This window comes from Tardiphaga sp. OK246, assembly GCF_900188215.1.
Lineage (GTDB): Bacteria > Pseudomonadota > Alphaproteobacteria > Rhizobiales > Xanthobacteraceae > Tardiphaga > Tardiphaga robiniae.
In genome coordinates this window covers 113,382-139,808 of the sequence record NZ_FZOX01000002.1, presented here as the reverse complement: position 1 = coordinate 139,808, position 26,427 = coordinate 113,382, and the positions used below count along the sequence as shown (strand labels likewise).

Here is a 26,427-nt window from a genome sequence, read left to right as displayed (position 1 = left end):
GCGGCGCTTTAACCATGCGCGCTTTGCTCCTTGGCGTGGATCTCGACGGAGCCGGGGAACAGACGCCGGATCAGGATATAGAAGACCGGCGTGAAAACGAGGCCGAAGATCGTGACGCCGATCATGCCGAAGAATACCGCGACACCAACGGCCTGACGCATCTCCGAGCCGGAGCCCGACGAGATCACCAGCGGCAGCACCCCGAGAATGAAGGCAAAGGAGGTCATCAGGATCGGGCGGATACGCAAACGGCAGGCCTCGATCACAGCTTCGAGCTGATCGCGGCCTTCCTGCTCGATGTCGCGGGCAAACTCGACGATCAGGATCGCATTCTTTGCCGCCAAGCCAACCAGCACGACGAAACCGATCTGGGTGAGGATGTTGATGTCCTGCCCCATGATGCGTACGCCGATGGTGGCCGCGAGCAGGCACATCGGCACGATCAGGATGATCGTGAACGGCAATGTCCAGCTGCCATATTGCGCGGCCAGCACCAGGAACACGAACAGCACGCAGATCGGGAAAATATAGAGACCGGCATTGGCGCCGGTGGACTGCTGATAGGACAGATCAGTCCACTCGAAGGCAAAGCCGCTCGGCAGCGTGTCGTCCGCGAGCTTCTTCATGGTCGCCAGCGCCGTGGCCGAGCTGGTGCCCGGCAGCGTGTCGCCCTGCAGTTCCGAGGAGGGATACAGATTGTAACGCGCGACGCGGTCCGGACCTGCTGTGTCGCTGAAATTCACGACACTGCCCAGCATCACCATGTTGCCGGCGCTGTTGCGGGTCTGCAGCCGCGCCAGATCCGCCGTTTCCTTGCGGAACGGATAATCCGCCTGCGCGGTGACGTGATAGGTGCGGCCGAGAATGTTGAAGTCGTTGACATAGGTCGAACCGAAATAGGTCTCGATCGCCTCGGTCACGTTCTGCATGGGCACGCCCAGCATCTGCGCCTTCTGGCGGTCGATATCGACGAACACCTGCGGCGTGTTGGCGGAGAACGGCGAGAACACCGACGTCAGGCCCGGCGCCCGGCGCGCGGCATTGACGAGCTCATCGGTCGCTGCAGCCAGCAGTTGCGGCCCCCTGCCCTGACGATCCTCGATCCGCATGGCAAAACCACCGCCGGTGCCGATGCCTGGCACCGCGGGTGGCGGCAGCACGATGATGAAAGCGCCTTCGATCACCGAGAGGCGCTTGCGCAATTCAGCCGTAATGGCTCCCGCGCTCAGCCCCTTCTTGGCGCGCTCCTCGGGATTCTCGAACACGGGGAACATGGCGGCCGCATTGCCGGCCTGGGTGAAGGTCGCACCGGAAAGGCCGGCCAGCGCCGGCATGCGCGCGACACCGGGCGTATCCAGCACGATGCCTTCGATCTGCTTGACGATCGCCGTCGTGCGCGCCAGCGACGAGGCACCGGGCAATTGCGCGACCACGATGACATAGCCACGGTCCTGCGCCGGAATGAAGCCCTGCGGCGTGGCATAAAGCAGCCAGCCGGCAGAGCCGATCAGGGCGACATACAGGATCAGCATCAGCGCCGAATGCTTAATGACAAAGCCCGCGAGGCCGCCATAGGCATGCGACAGGCGGTCAAAACCGCGATTGAACACGCCGGTGAACGCCGCCCATCCCCGTGCCAGAAAATTCCAGCTCGCCGGCGGCTTCTTCTCGTGATGCGGCTGCAGGATCAGCGACGCCAGCGCCGGCGACAGAGTCAGCGAACAGAAGCATGAGATCGCCGTTGCGACCGCGATCGTGATGGCGAATTGCTGGAAGAACTGTCCGGAGATGCCGCCGAGAAATGCCGTGGGCACGAACACCGCGCACAGCACCAGCGCGATCGAGATCAGCGCGCCGCCGACCTCGTCCATGGTCAGCAGCGCCGCGTCGCGCCGGCTCATGCCGTCGCCGAGATGGCGCTCGACATTCTCCACCACCACGATGGCGTCGTCGACGACAATGCCGACCGCGAGCACAAGCCCGAACAGAGTAAGGTTGTTGATCGAGAAGCCCAGCGCGGCCATCACGGCGAATGTGCCGACCAGCGACACCGGAATAGCGATGATGGGAATGATCGCCGGTCGCCAGCCCTGCAGGAACACCAGCACGACGATGACCACGAGCACCATGGCTTCATAAATGGTCTTGATCAGCTCCGAGACCGACTGGGCGATGAATTCGGTCGGGTTGTAGCCGATATTGTAGTCCAGCCCCTTCGGGAAATCGGCCTTGAGCTTCTTCATCTCCTCTTCGATGTTCTTCGCGGTCGCCAGCGCGTTGGAACCCGGACGCTGATAGACCAGCATGGCCACCGCTTCCTTGCGCAACAGGAAGCCGTTGGTGGTCGACGACAGCGCGCCTATCTCGACGCGCGCGACATCACGGAGACGCACCAGACGGCCATCGTCGCCGGCTTTCAGCACGATGTCCTCGAACTGCCTCGGCTCCTTCAGACGACCGGTGAAGGTCAGGTTGGGCTGAAACGCGCGATCTGCAATCGGCGGTTCGGCGACCTGGCCGCCCGCAATTTGCAAATTCTGCGCGCGGATGGCAGTCAGCACGTCGCCTGCGGTCATGCCCAGCGTGGCAATCTTGTCAGGATCCAGCCACAGCCGCATCGAATAATCGCGCGCGCCGAAGATGGTAATGTCGCCGATGCCATCGAGGCGCAGGAGCGGATCGCGGACCTGACGCAGCGCGTAATTCGAAATGTAGAGCTGGTCGTAAGTGTCGTTAGGCGACAGCATGAACACGACCATCATCAGGTCGGGACTGTTCTTGCGGGTGACGACGCCGTTGCGCTGGACCTCCTCCGGCAGCCGCGGCTGCGCGATGGCCACGCGGTTCTGCACCAGCACCTGGGCTTTATCCAGATCGGTGCCGAGCTTGAAAGTCACGGTGATGTTGAGCTGGCCGTTCGAGGTGGCCTGGCTGTAGATATACAGCATGTCCTCGACGCCGTTGATTTCCTGCTCGATCGGCGTCGCGACGGTATCCGACACAGTCTGTGCCGATGCGCCGGGATATTGCGTGGTCACGACCACGGTCGGCGGCGCCACCTGCGGATATTCCGCAACCGGCAAGGTCGTGTAAGCAAGCGCGCCGACGATCAGCAGCACGATGGAGAGCACCATCGCCAGGATGGGCCGGTTGACGGAGAGGCTGCCCAGATTCATGGCTTTGTGCCAGCTGCTGGTGCGGGCGTCGCGGCCGCCATCTTCGGCGCCACCTTGGCGCCCACACGGGCGCGCTGAATTCCGTCCACGATTACCCGATCGTCAGGTTTGAGCCCTTCCCTGATCACCCGCAATCCGCCATCCAGCGGACCAAGTGTCACAGGCCGCGCCTCCACCGTGTCATCGGCTTTCACCACCATCACGATCTTGCGTGACTGGTCGTTGGCGACCGCAGCATCAGGAATCAACAGCGCTTCATATTCGCCGCTGGCAATGACCCGGACCCGGGCGAACTGGCCGGGCAGGATGGAGAGGTCCTTGTTGTCGACAATGGCGCGGCCGCGCAGCGTGCCGGTGCCGACATCGAGCCGATTGTCGAGGAAATCCATCTTGCCTTCGTGCGACGGCTTGGTTTCGCCGACCAGCGTGATCTGCACGGGATTGGGCGTATCGCGCGAACTCGGCCGCTTGCCCTCAAACCACAGCTTGCTGTTGCGGACATAAGTGGCTTCGTCGGTGTCGAAATAGACATAGATCGGGCTCAGCGACACGATCGAGGTCAGCAGCGTCGCGCCACTCTCGCTGCCTTGCACCAGGTTGCCGACTGTCACCAGATGACGGCTGACGCGGCCGGCGATCGGAGCAACCACCTTGGTATATTCGACATTGAGTTGCGCTTGCTTCAGTGCACCTTCGGCCTGCAGCGTCGCTGCCTGCGCGGCGGCTATTGCCTGGCTGCGTTGATCGACGATATTTTCGGAGATCGCCTGGGTCTTGATCAGCGTGGTAGCGCGCTCCAGCTCCTTCTCCGCCAGCACGACCTTGGCCTTGGCATCGTCGAGCTGGCCCTGCGCCTGCTCTGCTGCAGCCTGATACTGGCGCGGATCGATTTCGTACAGCAGATCGCCGGCCTTGACGACGGCACCATCCGTGAAAGCAACCTTGGTAACGAAGCCGGTTACGCGGGCGCGGATCTGCACCTGTTCGATCGCATCGAAGCGGCCGGTGAATTCATCCCAGTCGGTCGTGACCTTCTTGGTGGGATTGGCGACCGTGACCGGTGGCGGCGGAGGTGCAGCGGCCTCTTCCTTCTTGCCGCAGCCGGCGAGCAGGAGAAGAGCCACAACAGGCGCTGCGACCGACAAACACGACGCAAAGGCATTTCCAACGTCATATAATCGCGACAAACTGATTGAATGTTTCAAAACCAGACCCCCGCCACGACACGCGATATGGCCGTCATCATGCGCTATATCAATTCGACATCAAGCGAAATAATTGATGCCCGAATAGGCTGCTATCCTGTGGCCATTGTCTTGCCACATCCACGCGACGCCTCGCGTCATACCGACGTTATAATAACGTCCTGCTGCGGGACGTGCGCCTGCGCAAGGCGTCGGTTTGGGGGAGCGACCTATGGGCGCACCGAGGAATTCAACCCACCCGGCGGAGTGTCGCAACACCACTTGCCACCATGGCGCGAGATAAGCGGATCGACTATAATACCTGCCCATCATCCAAAAGGATTGAGCGTGTTATCTCTCGAACTCGGGATCGTCATGGTCCTGATCGTCGTCAACGGCCTGCTCGCAATGTCTGAGCTGGCGATCGTATCCTCCCGCCCTGCCCGCCTCGCCGCCTTGGTTGAAAAAGGCGTGACAGGCTCTCGCCGCGCTCTGGCGCTGGCCTCCGATCCCGGCAAGTTCCTCTCCACCGTGCAGATCGGCATCACGCTGATCGGCGTATTGTCAGGCGCCTTCTCCGGTGCGACGCTGGGCCAGCGTCTCACGATATTGTTGCTTGACCTTGGCCTATCGAAAGGCCTCGCCGATACGCTCGGCGTCGGCATCGTCGTATCGATCATTACTTACGCCTCGCTCATCATCGGCGAACTCGTGCCGAAGCAGATCGCGCTGCGCGATCCCGAAGCGGTGGCCGTGCGCGTTGCGCCGGCCATGGTGCTGCTCGCAAAAATCTCGCTTCCGCTGGTATGGCTGCTCGATCGTTCCGGCAAGGCGATCCTGTTTCTACTTGGGCAGCGCGGTGAAGCCGAAGAGAAGGTCAGCGAAGACGAAATCCGCACGCTCGTGACCGAAGCGGAAACCGCCGGCGTACTTGAGCCCGGCGAAAAGGAAATGATCGCAGGCGTGATGCGCCTCGGTGACCTGCCCGTCGGCGCCGTGATGACACCGCGCCATGAAGTGGCGATGATCGATCTTGCCGATCCCATCGAGACCATCCAGGCCGAACTTGCGGGCAGCTCGCATTCGCGCTTTGCGGTGTTCGATGGCGACGGCGATTCCGCCATCGGCATCGTGCAGGCCAAGGATCTGCTCGATGTGTATTTGAGCGGCAAGACGCCGGACATCCGCGCGCTCGTGCGCGAGGCTCCGGTCATTCCCGACACGGTCGATGCGCGCGACGTGGTGGCGATCCTGCGTGACTCGCCATTCCATATCGGCCTCGTACATGACGAATACGGCGTGTTCCAGGGCGTGGTGACATCAGCGGATATTCTGGAGTCGATCGTCGGCGCCTTTCACACCGAGGAAGGCCCGGCCGAGGTCGCCTTCCACAAACGCGAGGACGGCTCCTACCTCATCTCCGGCTGGATGCCCGCGGTGGAATTCGCCGCGCTGCTCGGCATCGAATTGCCCGCGCAGTCGCGCCCCTATCAGACCTTTGCAGGATTTCTGTTGCAGGAGTTCGGCAAGATTCCCGAGGTCGGCGACGAGATCGTCTCGCATGCCTGGCGGTTCGAGGTCATGGACCTCGACGGCCGCCGCATCGACAAGGTGCTGGCGAGCCGCGTCAAGGAAGAAGCGCTGGGGTAAATTGATCCCAGCGCTTCGCGTATCGGGTATCAGGCCGTGAACAGTGGCCGCAGCGAGCGGATATCCTTGACCTTCTCCAGATTGTTGATCTGATCGATCAGCTTCTTCGCCTTTTCGCCCCCGAGAACCGGCGCGATCAAGTCACGGGTCTTCGCACTGACGGCGTCGGTGCTCAGCGGATTTTCCTTGGTGCCGGGCGGGAACTTGGTGAAGTGCTCGACCTTTTTCCCGTCCATCATCGTCACTTCGACGATGGCGCCGCGCGGCGCGGCAGGGTCCATCAGAGCCTTGTCGCCGACCACGGTTACCTTGGCGCGCTGCTCAAGGATCTTGGAATCCTTCATCAGCGCCTGGTCATGGCTGTCGACGAACGACACGGCACCCTTGACGAGCGCGACCGCCACCAGATGCGGGCAGTTGACGTCGGGCATCGCGCTGGTGCCGACGATCCCCGTCGCATCGGTCGGAATCTTGACAAGGATGCTCTTCACATTGCCCGGCGTCAGGCCGTTCTGCTTGCGCAGGGTTAGTATGGCGTCGAGCGGCGACTGGATCGGATAGCCGACCGAGAATGTCTTGATCGCCGTTTCAGTGACGTAGAAGCGGCTGCCGAGACCGGCGAGCATCTCTTCCGGCCTCGGATCCGTGGACAGCGCAATGAACAAGTTATGCGTGCCATCGAGGACGTCATGAACGCCGGTCAAACCGGCCTGAACCATGGTCACGGCGGTCAGGCCGTTGCGGGCGCCCATGCCCGCGAAGTCGAAAGCCTTCTCGACGTGATCCTCGTCCTTCACCCAGCTCCACAGACCAGCCACCTGCTGCGAGGAATAGGAGATCGCATAACGCATACCCTTCTCGTCCAGCCGAGCCAGCGACGCCGCTGCACCAAGAGAAAAGGTGGAGCTGGTCCCCTCCGCACTGCGGTGCGAACCACGGACGAGATCCGGTCCAAGCGCCATCAGCAGCCGGCAAGTGAGATCATATCCGAGCGTCACGGCCCGAATGAATTCGATGCCCGACCGGCCACCTTCCTTTTCCGCCATCGCCAGCGCGGACGGCACGACAGCGCTTCCCGGATGCGCCTTGGTGACCGGCTCGAAATCATCGGTCTCGTCCGCATGCGCACACATGGCATTGGCCAGCGCGGCGTTGACGGCGGTAGTGCGGAAACTGGATCCGATCACCGACGCCTGCTGTTCGCCGCCGAGCCCGCGAACATATTTCAGGGCCATCTCGCCCGGATGCATCCGCGCACCGGAGACCATCGCGCCGAACGTATCGAGGATGCGGTGTTTGCATTCCGTCATCACCACATCAGGAAGCGCCTTGTCGCGCGCCGAGACCATGTAGCGCGCAAGACGCCCGGTGACATCCGCATCCGCTGCTGCAGCCTTGCGAATGATGGACGGCGAAAGCGTTAATGCGGCGAGAGCACTGGCAGACTGGAGAACGCGACGGCGTGAAGGCGTACGACGCTGGGACATGTCATCCTTTAAGGAGTGTTGGCCGCAAGGCTCCCTGGAGGGATGCGGCGAGGTTTCTGCTCACAATACTGACGGCGTGACGATTAACGTACGTTCAGGCCACCTCGCGAAGGCCTCAATGCTTCATCGCGGGCAACGGCTGTCAGGCAGTGGATCGCGCGCCTGCCCTTGCAATATCTCCGGCGCTCGCCAAGCCCTCCACCTTCCAGCACAGCTCCATGACCTTTGCCGCCTGCTTGTGCGGCAGGATTCCTTCAGCGAGATCTTTGAACTTGCGTTCGAGATCGGCATCGCTCATGGGCTTCTCGAGGCTGCCGATGGCGTGCTCGATCCGCTTCTTGAGCACGCGCCCGTCATTCAACTCGACGGACATCTCGACCTGTTCCGGCTTGATCGATTGATCGACAGTCGGAACGACTTTGCCGCGCAATTCGATCGTCTTCGCGTCGCGCACCGCCCCATCGCTGAACTGCTTCTCGCCGCCGGCGCCTTCGATAAAGGCGATGGCAACCGCATGGTAGACGCTGAATTTTCCTTCGAGCCCCTCCCTGGGGGTCTTCTTGCCGGTAAGCTCGAGCACCAGCGGATGAACCTTCACGTCGACCTGCTTGATCATATCCGGCGTCAGCTTGTTCTCATTCCTGAGCTGGATCGCCGCGTCGATCAGCGGATGCAGGACGATGCCGCAGGCGAACGGCTTGTAGGTGTTGAGCGCTGACTCGTAACGCTTGCCGAGTCCCTCGGTGATCTCGGCATAGTCCTGCTTGGTGCTGATGGCATTGGCCCAGCCGCGCTTGGCCTCGATCACGCCATCGGAGCTGGTGTAATTCTTTGACGCAAGGATAGCGGCAAAGATGCCGTTGCTGGCAGCACGGCCGGGATTGAAGCTCTTGTTCATCGAACCGAAGGACTCCCGCAGGCCGACAGGCTGCGAGGCCGCGAGCCCCAGCGCCCAGATCATCTGCTGTTCGTTGAGACCGAGCAGCTTGCCAGCCGCGGCGGCCGAGCCAAATACGCCAGCGGTGCCGGTGATGTGCCAGCCGACGTCATAGTGGTTCGGATAAACGGCATTGCCGATCCGGCATTCGGTCTCGATACCGAGCACCAGCGCATTGAGGAAATCCTTGCCGGACACCGGCTTCATTTCCGCAATCGCCAGAATCGCAGATGCGACTGGACCAGCCGGATGAATGATCGTCTTCAGATGGGTGTCGTCATAATCGAAGATGTGACTCGAGACACCATTGATGAAAGCGGCGTTCATGATGTCGAAGCGTTCGTTGCGCCCGAACAGCGAGGCCTTCGCCGGACCGGAGAATGGCGCCAGCGCCGACGCCGCGATGTCCACCGTCTGATGATGCGAACCGCCAATGGCGACACCGACCCAGTTCAACAGCGTGCGCACGCCTTCCTTGCGGACACTTGCCGGAAGGTCATCGTATTTGGCATTGACGATGTAGTGCGCGAGAATCTGCGTCACATGCGGCGGAGCAACCGATGCGACTTTCTTCGGCGCCTCACTGGCAGCTGACTCCGCAGCCAAGGCACCACGCCCCGCTGCAGCCAGAGCCGGGAGCGCGGCAGCTGCCTGCAAGATGGTCCTGCGATTGGTGTATGCCATGGGATTTCCTCCGAACTATCATTCTTCGCGCGATCGACGCGCCGCTTCGTCGGGCTGCGGCGATACGCCTATTACAATTCGATAGCAAGCAGTTCGAATTCAGGCGACCTTACGGATTTGCAATATATGCACGAGATAGCGCTATTATCCCGAATTTCTCATTTGTTTCATAAATTCACCCCCACTAGCTTTAATACGGTCTGTTTCCGTTGCACGTCATGCGCGCTCTGGATTCCAACAAATAACTTTCAGGGTGAAACGCTGCAGAGATTCATCATCCGGCCATGAGCGCTGCTCGCATTCCCGCAGAGACATATATCGTTTCGACAGCCAACAAATTTGCAGGTGCCGCTCTACGGCGACACATGCACCGATGATTCACGTCTGGTGCATGCCGCAGCGCATGCAGACGCAAGGAGATTAAATGCACCGACGTGACGTTCTGGCCGCGATGGCATCACTTGGCCTCACAAATGTGATTGGAAGCCGAATAGCGCAGGCTGCCGACGAACCCGCAATCCCCGCCATTGCCGGCCCCGATCTCGATACAATTCCTCCAAAATTTCGCGCACCCGCCGGAAGCGTCGATACGCATACACACATCTTTGGCCCTGCCGCGGTGTATCCGTTCTCGCCCAAGCGCCCCTACTCGCCGCCTGACGCTCCGCTTGAGATGTTTCGCAAGCTGCATGAAGCGATCGGCGTCGAACGCGCCGTCATCGTCAATGCGACCGTCCATGGGTTTGACAACCGCGTGGTGATCGACGCGATCGCGCAGAGCGGCGGCAAGTACAGGGGCGTCGCCAATGTGAACAACAGCATGTCGGAAGCCGATCTCATGGCGCTCGACAAAGGCGGCATCCGCGCCTGCCGCTTCGCCTTCCTCAAACGACTTGGCGGCGTCGGCGACATGAAGGTCTTCCGTACGTTGGTCGACCGCGTCGCTGCCATCGGCTGGCATGTGGACATTTATCTCGAAGCCGGCACAGTCCGTGAGTTCGTGCCGATCCTGAAAGCGCTCCCGGTGACCTACGTGATCGATCACATGGGGACGATCAGCGCCGCCAAGGGCCTCGACGATCCCGAATTCAAGGCACTGCTCGATCTGCAGGCCAGCGACGATAAGTGCTGGATGAAAATTACAGGTCTCGAACGCGCCTCGGCTGGCACAGCGCCATTCCACGACTCCGTGCCGTTCGCGAAGCAGTTGATCAACAATGCGCCGGACCGCGTGTTGTGGGGCACCGACTGGCCGCATCCGAATGTCAAGATCATGCCCAATGACGGCACGCTCGTGGATCTGATCCCGCTTTACGCGCCGGATCCTGCGGTTCAACGCAAACTGCTGGTGACCAACCCAGAGAAGCTGTTCAAGTTCGCGCCGGTGACGTAATTGCCGCGGCCCATCTGGCGTCGAGATCTGCAGCCCCCATGGTGAGCGGCGCACCCTTTGCGCTCGTCTCGAACCATGGGCTCGTTGACACCAACCTTGCCACCGTCCTTCGAGACGCCGCGCAAGAGCGCGGTTCCTCAGGACGACGCCGTCGTTTGATCGGCAAGTTGGATCCCTAGAGCAGCCCCAGCACCACATCTGCCGGTCGGCACAATCGCGTGCCCGTCGGCGTCTCGACGATGGGTCGGTTCATCAGGATCGGATGCGCGATGATCGCGTCGATCAGCGCGTCATCGCCGAGCGCGGGATCAGCAAGCCCAAGCTCGCCATAGACACTTTCCTTCTCGCGCAGCAACGCCCGAGCGCCACCGCCCATTGCGTCGATCAACGCGACGAGCCGGGCGCGATCCGGCGGCGTTTTGAGATAGCCGATCACCACCGGCTCAATCCCGCTTTGCCGGATCATCGCGAGTGTATTGCGCGATGTCCCGCAGGCGGGATTGTGGAAGATGGTGACCGTCATAACGCGCGAGGTTACTCGATCGCTCGGCCGAACTTGTTCGACTTCGGCAGACCGGTCGCAAGACGGCCGGCGTCCGCGCGATTACCGCGCCAGTCCGCGAGTTCCTTCCAGGTCAGGCGATGCTCGCGGTCGGACGAATCCTTCCAGGTCAGGCCTTCCTTGGCCACGAAAGTGGCGACATCCGACAGACCTGCGCTGGTGTACTTCTGCAAACGCACGCCGCGGCCACGCGCCATTTCCGGCACCTGGTCGAGCGGGAAGATCACCATCTTATGGTTGGTGCCGATGACCGCGACCTGATCGCTGCCTTCGCCGACCACCGTCAGCGCCCGCGCCTCGTTCGGCATCTCGACATTCAGCACCTGCTTGCCCTTGCGGGTGGTGCCGACGCAGTCGTCCTCATTGACGAGGAAGCCCTGACCGTCATGGCTGGCAATCAGGAACTTGCGGCCGCCCTTATGCACGAACATCGACACGATGGCGGCATCGCCCTCCATGTCGATGAACAGGCGGATCGGCTCGCCATGGCCGCGACCGCCCGGCAGCTTCGACACGTCGAGCGAATAGAACCGGCCATTGGTGGCCAGCAGCATCAGCTTCGACGTCGTTTCGGCGAAGAACGCCTTGTCGAGCTTGTCGTCGGTCTTGAAGGTGAGGTTGGAGAGATCTGCGACCTGCCCCTTCAATGTGCGGACCCAGCCCTTCTCCGAAATCACGACCGTAACGGGCTCGCGCTCGACCAGCGACTCTTCGAGCGCTGCGAGATCGTGCTCCGGCGCATCGGCGAACACCGTGCGGCGTTTGCCGAGCGGCGTCTTCGGCCCGAAGATGTCGCGCACCTTGCGGACCTGCTCGCCGACTTTTGCCCACTGCTCGGTCTCGGACTTCAGGATCGCGTTGATGCCCTTGAGCTCCGCGCGGAGCTCCTTGTCTTCTTTCCTGATCTCGAATTCTTCGAGCTTGCGCAAAGAGCGCAGCCGCATGTTCAGGATCGACTCGGCCTGCAATTCCGTGAGGCTGAATGCCTTCATCAAAGCCGGCTTGGGCTCATCCTCGGTGCGGATGATCCGAATGACTTCATCGATATTGAGATAGGCGATCAGGTAACCGCCGAGCACTTCCAGCCGATGTTCGATCTGGTTCTTGCGGAAGTTGGAGCGGCGCAGCAGTACGTCGCGCAGATGGTCGAGCCATTCGCGCAGACACTCGGCGAGGCCGAGCACCTTGGGGATGCGGCCCTTGACCAGCACGTTGAGGTTCAGCGGAATCTTGCTCTCGAGCTCGGTGAGCTTGAACAGCGACTCCATCACCAGACCGGCATCGACATTGCGCGTCTTCGGCTCGATGACGACGCGGATATCCTCGGCGGACTCGTCGCGGATGTCGCCGATCAGCGGCAGCTTCTTGTCGTTGAGCAGTTCGGCGATCTTCTCGATCAGCCGCGATTTCTGCACCAGCCAGGGAATCTCGGTGACGACGACATTCCAGGCGCCGCGGGCGCCCTCTTCCACATGCCACTTGGCGCGGGTCCGGAACGAGCCGCGCCCAGTCATATAGGCTTCGGCAATGCTTTCCTTGGAATCGACGATGATGCCGCCGGTCGGGAAATCCGGTCCCTTCACCCAGCGCATCAGCGATTTCGATTTGGCGTCGGGCTTGTCGATCAGATGCAGCGCGGCGTCGCAGAGTTCGGCGACATTGTGCGGCGGGATCGAGGTGGCCATGCCGACCGCGATACCCTGCGCGCCATTGGCCAGCAGGTTCGGGAAGCCGCCCGGCAGCACGGCCGGCTCTTTGGTCTGGCCATCGTAATTCGGGCGCAGCTCGACCGCGTCTTCGTCGATGCCTTCGAGCAGCAGCCGCGCAACATCGGTCATGCGGGCTTCGGTATAACGATAGGCTGCCGCGCTATCGCCGTCGATATTGCCGAAATTGCCCTGGCCGTCGACCAGCGGGTAGCGCGACGAGAAATCCTGCGCGAGGCGCACCAGCGCGTCATAGATCGACTGGTCGCCATGCGGATGGAACGAGCCCATCACGTCGCCGACGATCTTGGCGGATTTCTTAAACGGCGTACCCGGATCGAGCCGCAGCAGGCGCATGCCATAGAGGATGCGGCGGTGCACCGGCTTGAGGCCGTCCCGCGCATCCGGCAGCGCCCGGTGCATGATCGTGGAGAGCGCGTAAGCGAGATAGCGCTCCTCGAGCGCGTCCCGCAGCTGCACTTCGTGAATTTCAGCCGGCTCCGGCGGAATCAGTCTTTTTCCCATGGCGAGGGGTTAGCGCCTCCCGGCGAATCGGGCAAGAAATGAATCACGCGCCACCGATCAAGTTCCATCGATATCGGGGCGCCCTCGCCTAGGGAGAGGACGCCCACGTCATTTCGTCAGCCATTAGGCGATGGGAAGATGGCGGTTCCAGGCTCCGCCTGGACGCCACCTTCCCGCGGCTATTTGGATTTCTGGATGGAGGTCACGACGATCTGACCATCGATGCGGCCGGCATCGAACTTCACCTTGTCGCCCACCTTGACCGATTTCAGCATCGCCGGGTCTTTCACGCGAAAGACCATGGTCATGCCCTCGTCCATATCGAGGCTCTTGATCGGACCGTGCTTCAGCGTGATCTTGCCTGCCGCTTCATCGATCTTCTTTACTTCTCCGCGCACCGCAGCGTCCTGCGCGTAACCCGCGACGCAGAACATTGAGAGCGCAACAAACGCGACAAGCGCGACAGATCCATTGGTCTTCATAGTGCGGTCCTTGCTTGAGATTGAACTATTTGCATCGGCCTATTTCACGATGATCTTGCCGGTCATCCCCAATTCACGATGCGTCGGGATCAGGCATGAATATTCGAACGTCCCTGCCTTCGAGAACTTCCACAGGATTTCCCCGGACTTCTTGGCGGCGAGACGCAAGCCGTTGGGCTCGTCATGCTCCATATCGGGATTTTTCTTCATCGCGTCGCCGTGCTTCAGATTCTCTGCCGTGGTCGCCAGCAGGAATTCATGTGCTTCTGTCCCGGCGTTACGGATGACGAAGCGAATCTGCTCGCCGCGCTTGACCTCAATGACCGCAGGCGAATAATCCATCTCGTTCATGCTGACGACGATCTCCCGCGCCGGCTTCTTGGGATCGCCGGGTTCGCCGGCCGAATATCCTCCGTGCTTGTCGTGGGCCACAGCAGCGGCCGCGTAAGCCATCGCGGCCAGCATGACGCCGCGACCAATGTATTTTCGAGTCTCGTTCATTTCAGTTTTCCGTGTTGATTGTTGTCTGTGATGACGATGTGCAGTCCTGGCTCTACATTCCCTTCATTTTCATGCCCTTCTTCATGTCCATCGGCTTCGATCCCTGGCCTTTGATGGTTTTGTCCTTCACGCTCGTCTGTCGTGGAGCTTCGCTCTGCGGTGCTTCGATCTCATAGGCCACCGTGCCCTTCGGGAAATCGTAAGGACCCGGATCGCGGTAATCGTCGCGCGCGAGTCCGTCCCGCACCTTCATGACGCTGAACATGCCGCCCATCTCGATCGGACCGAACTGACCTGATCCCGTCATCATCGGCAGAGTGTTGTCAGGCATCGGCATCTCCATCTCGCCCATGGCACCGCCGGTGGATCCCATCATCATCGCGTCCGGCGCCAGCTTGCCGACTGCCTTCGCCAGATCCTTTTTGGAGACGCCGATCAGGTTTCTGACGTCGTGACCCATCGCATTCATGGTGTGATGCGACTTGTGGCAGTGGAACGCCCAATCACCGGGATTGTCGGCAACAAAGTCGAATGCCCGGATCGCGCCTACCGGCACGTCAGTGGTGACTTCCGGCCATTGCGCGCTGTCAGGCACCCATCCGCCATCGGTACAACTGACCGCAAACTTGTGCCCGTGCAGATGGATCGGATGGTTGGTCATCGTGAGATTGCCGACCCGTATCCGCACGCGATCGCCGAGACGAACCGGCAACGGATCGATGCCGGGAAAGACGCGGCTGTTCCACGTCCACATATTGAAGTCGGTCATCTCGTTGACCTTCGGCAGATAGGTGCCGGGATCGATGAGATAGCTGCTCATGATGAAGACGAAATCGCGATCGGCGGGCCGGAAGCTGTTGTCGCGGGGATGCACGACCATCATCCCCATCATGCCCATCGCCATCTGGACCATCTCGTCCGAATGCGGGTGGTACATGAACGTGCCGCTGTGCTTCATCTCGAATTCGTAGACGAAGGTCTTGCCGGGCTTGATGTGCGGCTGGCTCAGCCCGCCGACGCCATCCATGCCACTTGGCAGGATCACACCGTGCCAATGCACGGTGGTGTGCTCCGGCAGTTTGTTGGTAACGAAGATGCGAACCTTGTCGCCTTCGACAGTTTCGATCGTCGGCCCCGGCGACTGGCCGTTGTAGCCCCAGAGATATGCTTTCATGCCGTCCGCGAATTCGCGCTCGACGGGCTCGGCGACCAGATGGAATTCCTTCCAGTCGCCATTCATACGCCACGGCAATGTCCAGCCGTTGAGCGTAACCACCGGATTGTAGTCGGGCCCGCTCGGCGGATGCAGCGGTGGCTGCATCGTTACTTTGTTCATCATGGGCGCTTCGGGAATACTCGCCGCCTGGGCGCGGCCGGTCACCGCAGCCGCACTGGCAAGCACCGTGGCTGTGCCGAGAAAGTTTCGCCGGGACAACATGGTTTTCTCCATTTCAGTGCCCTCCTCCACTGGACGCTTGCGCGGCCGTCGCGGATCTTGTTTCGGATGATGGTTCGCTGCGGCCGCCGCCATTGATCGCGGTCTGCAGTTCCGACTGCGCGAGCCAGAAATTGCGCTTGGCTTCAATGGCTGCGCGCAAAGCTGCGATGCGTTGGCGGGCCTCGGTCAACAGCGCGAATACATCGACCTGCATGCTGCTGAAGCGCAATTGCATCTCCTCCGAGATGATCTTGCGGAGCGGCAGCACCTCGCGCTGGTAGTGACCGGCGATATCGTAGGTCGAGCGATAGACCCTGAAGGCATCGCGGGCTTCGGAGCGGATATTCACCGCCTTCTCGGTCAACAGGTTGAAGGCCTGATTGTAGATTTCTGCGGCCTGTCGAACGCGCACTTCACCACCGTCAAAGATCGGAATCTGGAACTGCACGTCGAAGCCCCGTTCGCGGAACGGCGCCCCCTCCGGATCACGCGTCTTGCGGTCGATGCCGGCGACGTCGAGCAACGTCACGAACCGGCTTGCTTCAGTGAGGTTCAGCGACTTGGCGAGAGCAGCGAGTTCAATGCGGGCGATCTGCAGGTCAATGCGGTGTGCAACGGCATCGACCTCGATGCGCGGCAACGACAGCGGCTGGCGCGGCAGTATTGGAAGTTTTTGCGGCAGCCTGATGCCGATATCGGTGTCCCAGAGTCCGAGCAGACGGATCAAACGCTCGCGCGAACTCGTGGCCTCCTGGCGGAGCGTTGCGAGATCGGCGGTCGTCTCCGCGTAGAATACCTGCTCGCGGGCTTGGTCGAGCTTGTTCAGCGATCCGGTCTCGCCCAGCTTCTGCGCGAGTTGCGCTGTGGCTTCCGCCGTCGACTTGGCGTCCGTCAGCAGGCCAACAAGTTCATTGGCAGCGACGGCGCGGTAGTAGGCGCGTCGAACATCGGCTGCGAGCCGCAGCGTCTCTTCTGCGGCGCGCAACTGCGCCTTCTGGAATCGTTGACGGGCGATCTCCGAGCGGAACGGCAGTGTCGCCAGCGCGAGAATATCGCCGACGACCTGTCGCTCGATCTCCAGCGCGCCATTCCCGGAAATGCGCGAGATCGAGAATGTCGGATTGGGCGGCAGGCTGTCGCCGACGAGATCCGTTTCCGCAAGCGCCAATTCATTATACGCAGCCTGCAGGCCGCGATTGCTGAGCAATGCGATCTGCACCGAGCTGTCGACTGTCAATGCCCGCCGCAGCAGGGCTTTGACGGTTGCATCGGCACGTAGTGCGTCATCCGGCGTCCGGATCGCAATCACGTCCTTGTTGATGGTCTCGCTTGCGACCCCGGCGACGACGCCCATACCGCGATCCGGCGAGAACGATGCACATCCCGCCAGCAACAGCGTCGATAGCAGCGTAATGCCGGCTGCAGACCTTGAACCGAACTGGCGCGCATGCGTGCGCGGCTTGTGATGCTTATTGAACATGACGTGCCCCTACCGGCCAGATTTCGGCATAGGAGCGACACGGTCGTTCTGCTCGCGCCATGACGACGGGGCAACCGGCCGAAGGCTGCTGTAAGGAGCCACAGTGGAGCGATAGCCGACGCCAGCGACCCTGGCGCCGGGATCTGCCGGATCGGCGCCAGCCAACGGTGCGGTCACTGGCATGCAGCCACCGAGCTCCATACCGGCAGCGGTTATCGCTGCAAGGATTCCAAATCTGACATCGAATAGTTTCCCGACCACCGAGCAAACGGCGGCGAGCTTCGCCCCAAGCTGCGCAAGCATGTTGTTTTCCTGAAATGACGATGGATCACAGGTGCGCGTGCCCTTAACGGGCGCGGCACCGCGTCGATACGATCAGATCAGGAAATGGGAGGGCGGTAGAGCCGGGCGGGCGCACTGTCGGTGACCCCGCGATAGCCTTCGACGACACGAAGGACCGTCGGCACCGAAGGGGTCACGATGTCAGTCAGCGGTGCCGGCAGCGCGGAGACACACATCAGGCCGCAGCATGGACCATTCGGTGAGTGCGGGACCTTGTGCGGACCCGACGCATCGTCGATTGCCGTCAATGCATGGTCGCCGTCAGCATGTGCAGCAGATGAGTGCGCGACAGAATGATCGTGCGCGTGACCATCGCCATGCATGTGCGCCGACGCGCTGCTGTTAACATGAACCATGCCGGTCATATGACTTTCGCCGGTCAGGCACGGCGCGACCGGGTGCTGTCCCGGCAAGGCAAGGGAGATCGTCGGCGCCAGCACGCACAACAAATAAACCAGGGCGACGAACCACCCTGCTCTCAGCCGCTGCACTCTGGTCAGACGAACCAGCATCTGGATGCGATATCTTCCCATCAACCCGTCAACGCACGGAACATAGACGCGAATCCGGCATTCGCCAATGTCGAACTTGCCTCAGGACGATGAGATTCGCGCGAGGTGCCGCGTCACCGCGTTGATGAACCCTTCGCGGGCGTCGGAATGGCCCTGCCCGCGCGGTTCCAGCACGTTGCGGAGCAGAAAGCGCCCGGTCAGGTCGAAGCCGTCCTGCAGGTCGCGGTCGGAGATGCTGTTTTGGCCGTCTTCACTCTCGCGCAGGAATGACGGCAGCCGCATCAGCCGGTCGCGATACGGCTCACCCGCGGTCCGGGACACTGCGTTGCCAGATTTGGGTGACACGTAAATCAGGTCAGAGGTCACGCCGGTGGCGGCGCAATTCTCCAGATCGAGGCCGAAGCCGAGTTCGGTCAGCATCGCCAGCTCAAACCGGATCACATGGAGCGCGGCTTCGCCGACATCATCGAAGTCATCCAGGATGCGCTCCAGCGTCTCGTAGATGTCTTCATGCGGATCGCGCTCCGGCAGCAACCGCGCGAGCGAGGCGAGATGGGTGATGCCGTAGACCGCATGGGACGAACCCAGCAGCGTCGCGGCACGCATCAACGTGCCTTCCATCAGGTAATAGCCGAGCTGTTCGTCCAGCCGCGCCCGCCATATCGCCTGCACGCTATTGCCGGGTTGCAGCAGCGGTCGCATCTTTGACCCCGCACCACCGCGCACCAGGCCGAGATGACGACCATGGCTACGCGTCAGCAATTCGACGATGGCACTGGATTCGCCATGCCGCCGCACGCCCAGGATGATGCCTTCATCGGTCCATTCCATGGGGGCAGTTTACAGGAATTCGGCAGCCGCCGCAGTAAATGCGATCAGGCCTTGAACCAGGTTTTCGCGTCGCCAGTGAAAGCGCAATACAGCCCGAGCCCGGTCAGGATGCATGACACGATCTCGATCGCACTGTCGAACTGCAGTCCGTACAGGCCAAGCACCTGAAACAGCGACAATACCGAGAAGGCCAGCGACACCACCAGCACCCAGCGCGGCCAGCCTTTGCGGCGATAGGCGGCGAGCCACACGAGCCAGACGAAGAACAACAGCATGCAGGCGGCGACCAGATTCGCCGCCATGATGGTGCTCTCGGACATCGCAAGGTCAGGCGTGCGGTCCTGGAACGCGATCGACAGCGCGTCGAGGATCAGCGACATGTAGAGCAGCACTTCGAAATAGAAGACGTTCTTCGGAAGGTTGGCGGGAGCGGTCATCTTGTCGGCTGCACTTCCATCATCGCTCCTCGATCACTCGTGAGGAAATTCGAGGCCCATTTCGCGATAACGATTGGGATCGTCGCCCCAGTTCTCGCGCACCTTCACGAACAGGAACAGATGCACGGGCGCGCCCACGATCTCGGTCAGCTCCCTGCGCGAGTCCGCACCGATCTGCTTGATCGTCGCGCCGCCCTTGCCGAGCACGATCTTCCGCTGGCTTTCGCGCTCGACGAAAATCGTCTGCTCGATCCGCACCGACTTGTCCTTGCGCTCGGTCCAGCTATCGGTCTCCACCGTCGACTGGTACGGCAATTCCTGATGCAACTGACGAAAGATCTTCTCGCGGGTGATTTCCGCCGCGAGATGCCGCATCGGCGCGTCCGACATCTGGTCTTCGGGATAATGATACGGGCCGGCGGGAACATCAGCCGCGAGCCTGCGGCGCAGGTCGTCGACACCGTCACCGGTCATCGCCGAGATCATGAAGGTCTCTTCGAACTTCAGCCGCTCATTGGCCATCTGCGCCAGCTTCAGCAGCTTTTCCTTGGAGACGATATCGACCTTGTTGATCACGAGGATCTTCGGGTGATTGACGCTCGCAAGCTGCGCGAAGATCGCCTCGGCCTCTTCGTTGATGCCCGCCTTGGCATCGAGCAGCACGCAAACGACGTCGGCATCATGCGCACCGCTCCATGCCGTCTTGACCATCGCCCGGTCGAGGCGCCGCTTCGGCAGGAAGATGCCGGGCGTATCGACCAGAATGATCTGGGCGTGGTTCTCGATCACGATGCCGCGGATCAGTGCGCGGGTGGTCTGCACCTTGCGCGAGACGATGGTGACTTTGGAGCCGACCAGCGCATTGACCAGCGTCGACTTGCCGACATTGGGCGCACCGATCAGAGCGACAAAGCCGCAGCGGGTTTCAACGGGTGTCCCTTCGGACTCATGATCTGGTTCAGCATCGTTCACGACATCATCCTTCATTGCCGCCACTGCTGACGCCTTCACGCGCAATCATTGCCTGCGCCGCGGCCTTCTCGGCGGCGCGCTTGCTGCCGCCCTCGCCTTCGGCCGGTGCAAAACCCTTCACGTCCACCTCGATCTTGAAATGCGGATCGTGATGCGGACCGGATCGTTCGACCTCCCGATAGGCCGGTGTCGGCAGACCGCGGCCCTGGGCCCATTCCTGCAACACCGTCTTCGGATCGCGCAGCGGGCGCACTGGCTTGCGCATGCGCTCGGTCCAGTTGCGCTGCACGAAGCTTTCCGCAGCCGGATAGCCCCCGTCGAGGAAGATCGCGCCGATCACAGCTTCGCAGATATCGCCGAGGACCGACTTCCGCAACCGCTGACCGGCGCCGGCGCCGACCGTGCCGAGCTTGATACCCTCGAGGAGACCCAACAGCCGCGCGACGTCGGCGCATGCTTCCTTGCGGACGAGGTCGGCGAGCCGCTTCGACAACTCGCCTTCATCCGCATTCGGGAAAGCGCGAAACAACATGTCGGAGACCACGAGGCCAAGTACGTGGTCGCCGAGAAATTCGAGACGCTGGTAGCTCTCGGTCCGGCTGCGCTGCGACTTCAGGGCCGACACATGGGTGAAGGCTGTCGCCAGCAGCAGAGGATCCTTGAAGCTGTGGCCGATCCGCGTTTCGATCTCGGCTGCGGCGACCTTCGCCGCTGCGCGTGCCTTCTTCTTCCGGGCAGCAGCCGTCTCCGGCGTAGCCTCGGTCGTCGAGCTAACTTCGTCGGTCTTCGGCGCGGTCTCGATGGGATTGTTGGAGTCGTCGGTCATCGCACGATAGAGAAAATTCGATTCCAGCGTACGGCGGTCGGCCAGCGCCAGATCTGCCAAGCATGTTCGCCTTCGGCGATCGAGAAGAAGATCATCTGCGCGCGACCGACGAGATTCTCGAACGGCACATAGCCGACGGCCGACAGCACCCGGCTGTCCGTCGAATTGTCGCGGTTGTCGCCCATCATGAAGAAATTGCCAGGCGGCACGGTGTAGACATTGGTGTTGTCGTAGAAACCGTTGTCGACGCAATCGAGCGTCTCATAGGTGACGTTATTGGGCAGCGTTTCCTTCCAGCGCTTGACGCGCGCCGTTGCGTCGGAACCGCACGGATCTTCGCCGACGAAGTCGCTCATACGCTCGCGCTGCACGGGCTTCTCGTTGATGTAGAGCAGCCCCTCTTTCATCTGGACGCGGTCACCGGGCAGACCGATCACGCGCTTGATGTAGTCGGTGGAGTCGTCCTTCGGCAGACGGAACACCACGACGTCACCGCGCGACGGCTCGGAACCGAAGACGCGGCCGGAGAAGATATTCGGCGACAGCGGGATCGAATAGTGGCTGTAGCCGTAGGAATATTTCGAGACGAACAGGTAATCGCCGACCAGAAGCGTGGCCTTCATCGAGCCCGACGGGATATTGAAGGGCTGGAACAGGAAGGTCCGGATCACCAGCGCGATCAGCAGTGCGTTGATGACAACACGGATGGTCTCGCCGACGCCGCTTTCAGTCTTGGTCCCGGATGTCACACTCATCGCTTTCCCGATTCCCGCAGCGTCGCCGCGCGGCTGGTAGCGCATTTTGGGGCAAGGCAGCGTCGCGCCTCGCACGAAAAATGCATTAGATTCATATAATTACGGCAAAGTCCTGCAAATGCCATGAGCGGCGTCAGCGAGAATTGGCGTCGGTTCGGTGTCCTCGCAGGTTTAAACGGTTGTTGGTAACGGTGCAATGAACCGCCCCGAAAAGCCGCTATTTCCCGCCAGTTTGACGTGCCGGTCGGTCGTCTCGCCGCTTCCGGCGCGCCTCTCGGCTCGCCATCAGGACTTGGCTCAAGACTTGGGCGAAGGGACGGCCGAAATTATGACGAAAGCCTGCGCCAGGGGCCAATCGTCCGTGATCGACAGATCGATCTGGGCCTCGTGGCCGGGCGGTATCAGGGCCTGCAGCCGGGCCAGCGCACCGCCGGTGAGCTTCATCGAGGGTTTGCCACCGGGCAGATTGACGACGCCCATATCCCGCCACCAGACGCCCTGACGGATGCCGGTGCCCAGCGCCTTGGACATGGCCTCCTTGGCAGCGAAACGCTTGGCATATGTCGCCACCACCATCCTCTCGCTCTTCGCGCGGCGCTGCGCCCTCGCCCGCTCAGCCTCGGTGAAGATGCGATCGAGGAAGCGATCGCCGTGGCGTTCGATCACCTTGGCGACGCGCGTAATGTCGATCAGATCGGAACCGATGCCGATGATCATGAGGCGCCCTTGGACTGCATCCGCCCGCGATCCATCGCCGCGCGCATCAGACGCACCGTATCGGACAGACCGATGAACAGTGCCTCGCCAATCATATAGTAGCCGATGTTCAGCTCCATGATTTCGGGCAGCGCCGAGATCGTCTCGGCGGTGGCATAGTCGAGACCATGGCCGGCATGTACTTCCAGGCCTGCGGATTTCGCCAGCCTCGCGCCGGCGGCAATGCGCTGCCATTCATGAGCGGCCTTCGCGGTATCGCCATCGGTGATCGCGTCGCACCAGGCGCCCGTGTGGAGTTCGATCACGGGGGCCTTTAGTTTAGCGGCCATTTCGATCTGCTTGGGATCTGCCGCTATGAACAGCGACACCCGTATGCCGGCTTCAGTGAAGCGCGCGATCGACGGCTCCAGCGATTCACGCTGGCCGACCACGTCGAGGCCGCCCTCGGTCGTCAATTCTTCGCGCCGCTCCGGCACCAGACAGACGGCATGAGGCTTCACCGCCAGCGCGATCCGCACCATGTCAGGCGTCGCCGCCATTTCGAAATTCAGCGGCTTGGAGATCTCCGCCTTCAGTCGTTCCATATCGGCGTCACGGATGTGGCGACGATCCTCCCGCAGATGCGCGGTGATGCCGTCGGCACCGGCCGAAATGGCTTCCAGCGCAGCACGAACGGGATCCGGGTGCTTGCCGCCCCGCGCGTTGCGCAGGGTCGCGACGTGATCGATGTTGACGCCGAGGCGCAGCGAGGATGAGGACATGACGGAATTCCGGAAAACCTTAAGGGAAGACGCTACCCATTGACCCGTTCGACCTTGGCGACAACGGCCTTGGCGCGCAACTGATTGATGATCGCGCTGAGATGTTTGAGGTCGTAGACACCGAGATCGATGGTCTGTTCGGTGAAATCGGGCGAGCGTCGATGCATGCTGATATTGTCGATATTGCCGTCATGGTCGGCGATCACCTGAGCGATCTGCGCCAAACTGCCGGGCTCGTTGACATTCTGCAGGAACAGCCGCGCCGGAAAACGCTGCGGCGAGGATTCATCGATATCCCAGCGCACGTCGACCCAGCGCTCCGGCTCTTCCTCAAAATCCTTCAGCGCCGGTGACTGGATCGGATAGATCGTGATGCCCTCGCCCGGCGTAACGATGCCGACGATGCGGTCGCCCGGCACGGCGCCACCGTTCGGAGCGAATTTAATTGGCAGATCGGAATCGACGCCACCGATCGAGATGATCGAGGTGAAGCGTGCCGCGCCATCCGGCGTTCTGACCTTGTCCGCCGTCGACTTCTTGTTGTTGGCCGAAAAGCGGCCGATGCGCTCTTCCTTGTAGTCGGGATACATCGCACGCGCGACGTCCGCGGCGCGCAATTCGCCGCGGCCGACCGAGGCCATCACATCGTCGATGGACGTGCGCGCCAGACGCGGCAGCGCGCCCTTCAACTGGTCGTCCGAATATTCCATCTTGGCGCGCACGAACAGGCGCTCGACGATCCGGCGGCCAAGGCTGGCATATTGATCACGGACCGCTGTTCGCGTCGCACGGCGAATGGCGGCGCGCGCTTTGCCAGTGACCGCCAGGCCTTCCCATGCGGATGGCGGCGCCTGCTGTGCGGCCGAAGTCAGCACTTCGACTTCGTCGCCATTTTGCAGCTCGGACGACAGCGGCGCGAATTTGCCGTTGATCTTGCAACCCACCGCACTGTTGCCGACGTCGGTATGCACGGCATAGGCGAAATCGACCACATTGGCATTGCGCGGCAGCGCGATCAGCTTGCCCTTCGGCGTGAAGCAGAACACCTGGTCGTGGAACAGTTCGAGCTTGGTATGCTCCAGGAATTCTTCCGGATTGGTGCTCTCCGAGAGAATGCCGATGGTATGGCGCAACCACGAGAACGCGTTGGATTCGCGCTTGAGCATTTCGGTCGGCGAACCGATGCCATCCTTGTAGAACGCATGCGCCGCGATGCCGTATTCGGCGATGCTGTTCATGTCCTCGGTGCGGATTTGCAGTTCGACGCGCTGGTTGCCGGGGCCGATCACCGTGGTGTGGATCGAGCGATAATCGTTCTGCTTCGGCGTCGAGATGTAATCCTTGAAGCGGCCCGGCACCACGGGCCAGGTCGTGTGCACCACGCCGAGTGCGCGGTAGCACGCCTCCATGTCCTGCAGCACGACGCGGAAGCCGTAAATGTCCGACAGCTGCTCGAAGCCGACCGACTTGCGCTTCATCTTGGTCCAGATCGAAAACGGCTTCTTGCGTCGGCCGGTGACCCGCGCCGTGATGCCGTTCTTCTCCAGCTTCGTGGAGAGATGACTCTCGATCATGTCGATGAGGTTGCGATTGCGTTCGGTCAGTGAGTCCAGGCGCTGCATCACCACCAGATAGGCGTCGGGATCGAGCACCTTGAACGACAGTTCCTCAAGCTCCTCGCGCATCGCCTGCATACCCATGCGTCCGGCGAGCGGCGCATAGATGTCGAGGGTCTCCTCGGCGATGCGACGGCGCGAGGCCGGCGGCATGAACTCCATCGTCCGCATATTGTGCAGACGGTCGGCGAGCTTGATCAGCAGGACCCGGACGTCGTCGGCGATCGCCAGCAGCAGCTTGCGCAGGTTCTCGGCCTGTTTGGCTTCGCGCGACACCAGTTCGAGCCGCTTCAGCTTGGTCAGGCCCTCGACCAACGCGCCGATTTCGGCGCCGAACAGCTTGTCGATTTCGGTCCGGGTGGCCTCGGTGTCCTCGATCGTGTCGTGCAACAGCGCCGCCACGATGGTGGCGTCGTCGAGCTTGAGGTCGGTGAGGATCGCCGCCACTTCCAGCGGGTGGGAGAAATACGGGTCGCCCGAGGCCCGCGTCTGCTCGCCATGAGCGACCATGGCATAGACATAGGCGCGGTTGAGCAGATCCTCATCGGTGTTCGGGTTGTAGGCCCGGACGCGGTCCACCAGATCGTATTGCCGCATCATCCGGACACGGGACGTCCGCGGCACCTTGGCCGGAATTGGCGTCTCTGCAGACAGCGCTTCAGGCAAAACTGGCGAGACCGCGGCGACCGTGTCGTTCGCAGCCTGCATCTGCCGTTTATTACGGCGCGAAGTCGCCATCCTAGCCTCGTTCGATCCGGTCAGCAGCGACCTGGATTCTTCATCTCAAGTTTGCCCCGAAACGGACTGCAAAAGCAAAGGCCCGGACGCATGTCCGGGCCTTTGTGATGACTGATAATCAAAACGGTTAAGCAAAAAACCGTGTGTATCGCTTTACTCGTCTTCTTCGGGCTGCTCTTCCGGCGGAGCGAGGCCTTCGAGGCCCTTGAGGAGCTCTTCTTCGGTCATGCGCTCGACAGCTACTTCGGTATCGTCGGCATCGACGCTGGCGCCGGCGGAGCCGATCAGCGGAATCGTATCCGGCTCTGGCTCGTCCACTTCCACGAACTTCTGCAGCGAATGGACCAGCTCCTCACGGAGATCTTCCGGGGAAATGGTCTGATCAGCGATTTCGCGCAGCGAAACAACGGGATTCTTGTCGTTGTCGCGATCAATCGTAAGTTGTGAACCGGACGAGATCATTCGTGCCCGGTGTGCTGCCAGCAACACCAGGTCGAACCGGTTGTCGACCTTATCGATGCAATCTTCGACGGTTACGCGCGCCATAAAATGTCGCTCCGTTTGTTGTGGGACCGAATATGATGATTAAGTCCCGTAGGTATAGGGGCTTTGCGGCATTCGCAAGGACCAATTTGGAATTGCGCCCTTCTTGGCTTGGTTTTCTGCCGCACTATGGTACCCTCGAAAAAGCCGCAGAAGCGGTGGCACCATCTGG

23 protein-coding genes are annotated in these 26,427 nt (G+C 61.4%); 2 read left to right on the top strand and 21 right to left on the bottom strand.

Features of this window, described 5'->3' with window-relative positions; all coding sequences use genetic code 11:
• Positions 1-8: 8 nt before the first annotated feature.
• Positions 9-3,176 carry an efflux RND transporter permease subunit gene (locus CHC01_RS08025; protein ID WP_089263832.1) on the bottom strand — a complete coding sequence of 1,056 codons (3,168 nt, stop codon included), beginning with the start codon at positions 3,174-3,176 and terminating at the stop codon, positions 9-11.
• Positions 3,173-4,321, bottom strand: a complete 1,149-nt coding sequence (locus tag CHC01_RS08020; protein WP_420882336.1) for an efflux RND transporter periplasmic adaptor subunit — start codon at positions 4,319-4,321, stop codon at positions 3,173-3,175. Before CHC01_RS08020 ends, CHC01_RS08025 begins: the two co-directional genes overlap by 4 nt.
• Before the next feature lie 387 nt (positions 4,322-4,708).
• Here CHC01_RS08020 and CHC01_RS08015 point away from each other — a divergent pair, with 387 nt between their 5' ends.
• Positions 4,709-6,010 (top strand): hemolysin family protein, encoded by a 1,302-nt coding sequence (locus tag CHC01_RS08015; RefSeq protein ID WP_089263830.1) that lies wholly within the window; start codon positions 4,709-4,711, stop codon positions 6,008-6,010.
• 29 nt (positions 6,011-6,039) lie between these two features.
• On the opposite strand, the gene CHC01_RS08010 is transcribed toward CHC01_RS08015, so the two are convergent.
• Positions 6,040-7,497, bottom strand: coding sequence for an MmgE/PrpD family protein (locus CHC01_RS08010; protein WP_089263829.1), 1,458 nt, complete (start codon positions 7,495-7,497; stop codon positions 6,040-6,042).
• A 142-nt stretch (positions 7,498-7,639) separates the two neighbouring features.
• Positions 7,640-9,118, bottom strand: coding sequence for an MmgE/PrpD family protein (locus CHC01_RS08005; RefSeq protein WP_089263828.1), 1,479 nt, complete (start codon positions 9,116-9,118; stop codon positions 7,640-7,642).
• Between the two features lie 424 nt (positions 9,119-9,542).
• On the opposite strand from CHC01_RS08005, the gene CHC01_RS08000 reads away from it, so the two are divergent.
• Complete coding sequence (locus tag CHC01_RS08000; RefSeq protein ID WP_089263827.1) at positions 9,543-10,511, top strand: amidohydrolase family protein; 969 nt, start codon at positions 9,543-9,545, stop codon at positions 10,509-10,511.
• 175 nt (positions 10,512-10,686) lie between these two features.
• On the opposite strand, the gene arsC is transcribed toward CHC01_RS08000, so the two are convergent.
• From arsC to rpoZ, 17 genes are all read right to left on the bottom strand, one after another.
• Complete coding sequence (arsC, locus tag CHC01_RS07995) at positions 10,687-11,034, bottom strand: arsenate reductase (glutaredoxin) (protein WP_089263826.1); 348 nt, start codon at positions 11,032-11,034, stop codon at positions 10,687-10,689.
• Between the two features lie 11 nt (positions 11,035-11,045).
• Positions 11,046-13,304 carry a DNA topoisomerase IV subunit A gene (parC, locus tag CHC01_RS07990; RefSeq protein ID WP_089263825.1) on the bottom strand — a complete coding sequence of 753 codons (2,259 nt, stop codon included), beginning with the start codon at positions 13,302-13,304 and terminating at the stop codon, positions 11,046-11,048.
• A gap of 179 nt (positions 13,305-13,483) precedes the next feature.
• Entirely contained in the window at positions 13,484-13,738 is a 255-nt protein-coding gene (locus CHC01_RS07985) for a copper-binding protein (protein ID WP_231081113.1), read from the bottom strand.
• A gap of 87 nt (positions 13,739-13,825) precedes the next feature.
• Entirely contained in the window at positions 13,826-14,287 is a 462-nt protein-coding gene (locus CHC01_RS07980; protein ID WP_089263823.1) for a cupredoxin domain-containing protein, read from the bottom strand.
• A gap of 52 nt (positions 14,288-14,339) precedes the next feature.
• On the bottom strand, positions 14,340-15,725 hold the full coding sequence (locus CHC01_RS07975; protein ID WP_089264618.1) for a multicopper oxidase family protein: 1,386 nt from the start codon (positions 15,723-15,725) through the stop codon (positions 14,340-14,342).
• Positions 15,726-15,738: 13 nt separating this feature from the next.
• Entirely contained in the window at positions 15,739-17,205 is a 1,467-nt protein-coding gene (locus CHC01_RS07970) for a TolC family protein (protein ID WP_089263822.1), read from the bottom strand.
• Positions 17,206-17,214: 9 nt separating this feature from the next.
• Positions 17,215-17,508, bottom strand: a complete 294-nt coding sequence (locus CHC01_RS07965; RefSeq protein ID WP_089263821.1) for a hypothetical protein — start codon at positions 17,506-17,508, stop codon at positions 17,215-17,217.
• A gap of 77 nt (positions 17,509-17,585) precedes the next feature.
• Positions 17,586-18,059 (bottom strand): hypothetical protein, encoded by a 474-nt coding sequence (locus tag CHC01_RS07960; protein ID WP_089264617.1) that lies wholly within the window; start codon positions 18,057-18,059, stop codon positions 17,586-17,588.
• Positions 18,060-18,140: 81 nt separating this feature from the next.
• Positions 18,141-18,890, bottom strand: coding sequence for a DNA repair protein RecO (recO, locus tag CHC01_RS07955; protein ID WP_089263820.1), 750 nt, complete (start codon positions 18,888-18,890; stop codon positions 18,141-18,143).
• A gap of 44 nt (positions 18,891-18,934) precedes the next feature.
• Positions 18,935-19,327: a hypothetical protein gene (locus CHC01_RS07950; RefSeq protein ID WP_089263819.1), complete on the bottom strand. Its 393-nt coding sequence runs from the start codon at positions 19,325-19,327 to the stop codon at positions 18,935-18,937.
• Between the two features lie 33 nt (positions 19,328-19,360).
• The gene (era, locus tag CHC01_RS07945) at positions 19,361-20,314 is read right to left on the bottom strand and encodes a GTPase Era (RefSeq protein WP_089263818.1); all 954 of its coding nucleotides are present in this window, start codon (positions 20,312-20,314) and stop codon (positions 19,361-19,363) included.
• Positions 20,304-21,125: a ribonuclease III gene (gene rnc / locus CHC01_RS07940; protein ID WP_089263817.1), complete on the bottom strand. Its 822-nt coding sequence runs from the start codon at positions 21,123-21,125 to the stop codon at positions 20,304-20,306. Before rnc ends, era begins: the two co-directional genes overlap by 11 nt.
• Positions 21,122-21,880: a signal peptidase I gene (gene lepB, locus CHC01_RS07935; RefSeq protein ID WP_089264616.1), complete on the bottom strand. Its 759-nt coding sequence runs from the start codon at positions 21,878-21,880 to the stop codon at positions 21,122-21,124. Before lepB ends, rnc begins: the two co-directional genes overlap by 4 nt.
• A 297-nt stretch (positions 21,881-22,177) precedes the next feature.
• Positions 22,178-22,597 carry a holo-ACP synthase gene (acpS, locus tag CHC01_RS07930; protein ID WP_089263816.1) on the bottom strand — a complete coding sequence of 140 codons (420 nt, stop codon included), beginning with the start codon at positions 22,595-22,597 and terminating at the stop codon, positions 22,178-22,180.
• Positions 22,594-23,358, bottom strand: a complete 765-nt coding sequence (locus CHC01_RS07925) for a pyridoxine 5'-phosphate synthase (protein WP_089263815.1) — start codon at positions 23,356-23,358, stop codon at positions 22,594-22,596. Before CHC01_RS07925 ends, acpS begins: the two co-directional genes overlap by 4 nt.
• Before the next feature lie 32 nt (positions 23,359-23,390).
• Complete coding sequence (locus CHC01_RS07920; RefSeq protein WP_089263814.1) at positions 23,391-25,712, bottom strand: RelA/SpoT family protein; 2,322 nt, start codon at positions 25,710-25,712, stop codon at positions 23,391-23,393.
• A gap of 153 nt (positions 25,713-25,865) precedes the next feature.
• Positions 25,866-26,258, bottom strand: a complete 393-nt coding sequence (gene rpoZ / locus CHC01_RS07915) for a DNA-directed RNA polymerase subunit omega (RefSeq protein WP_068732476.1) — start codon at positions 26,256-26,258, stop codon at positions 25,866-25,868.
• Positions 26,259-26,427: the final 169 nt, after the last annotated feature.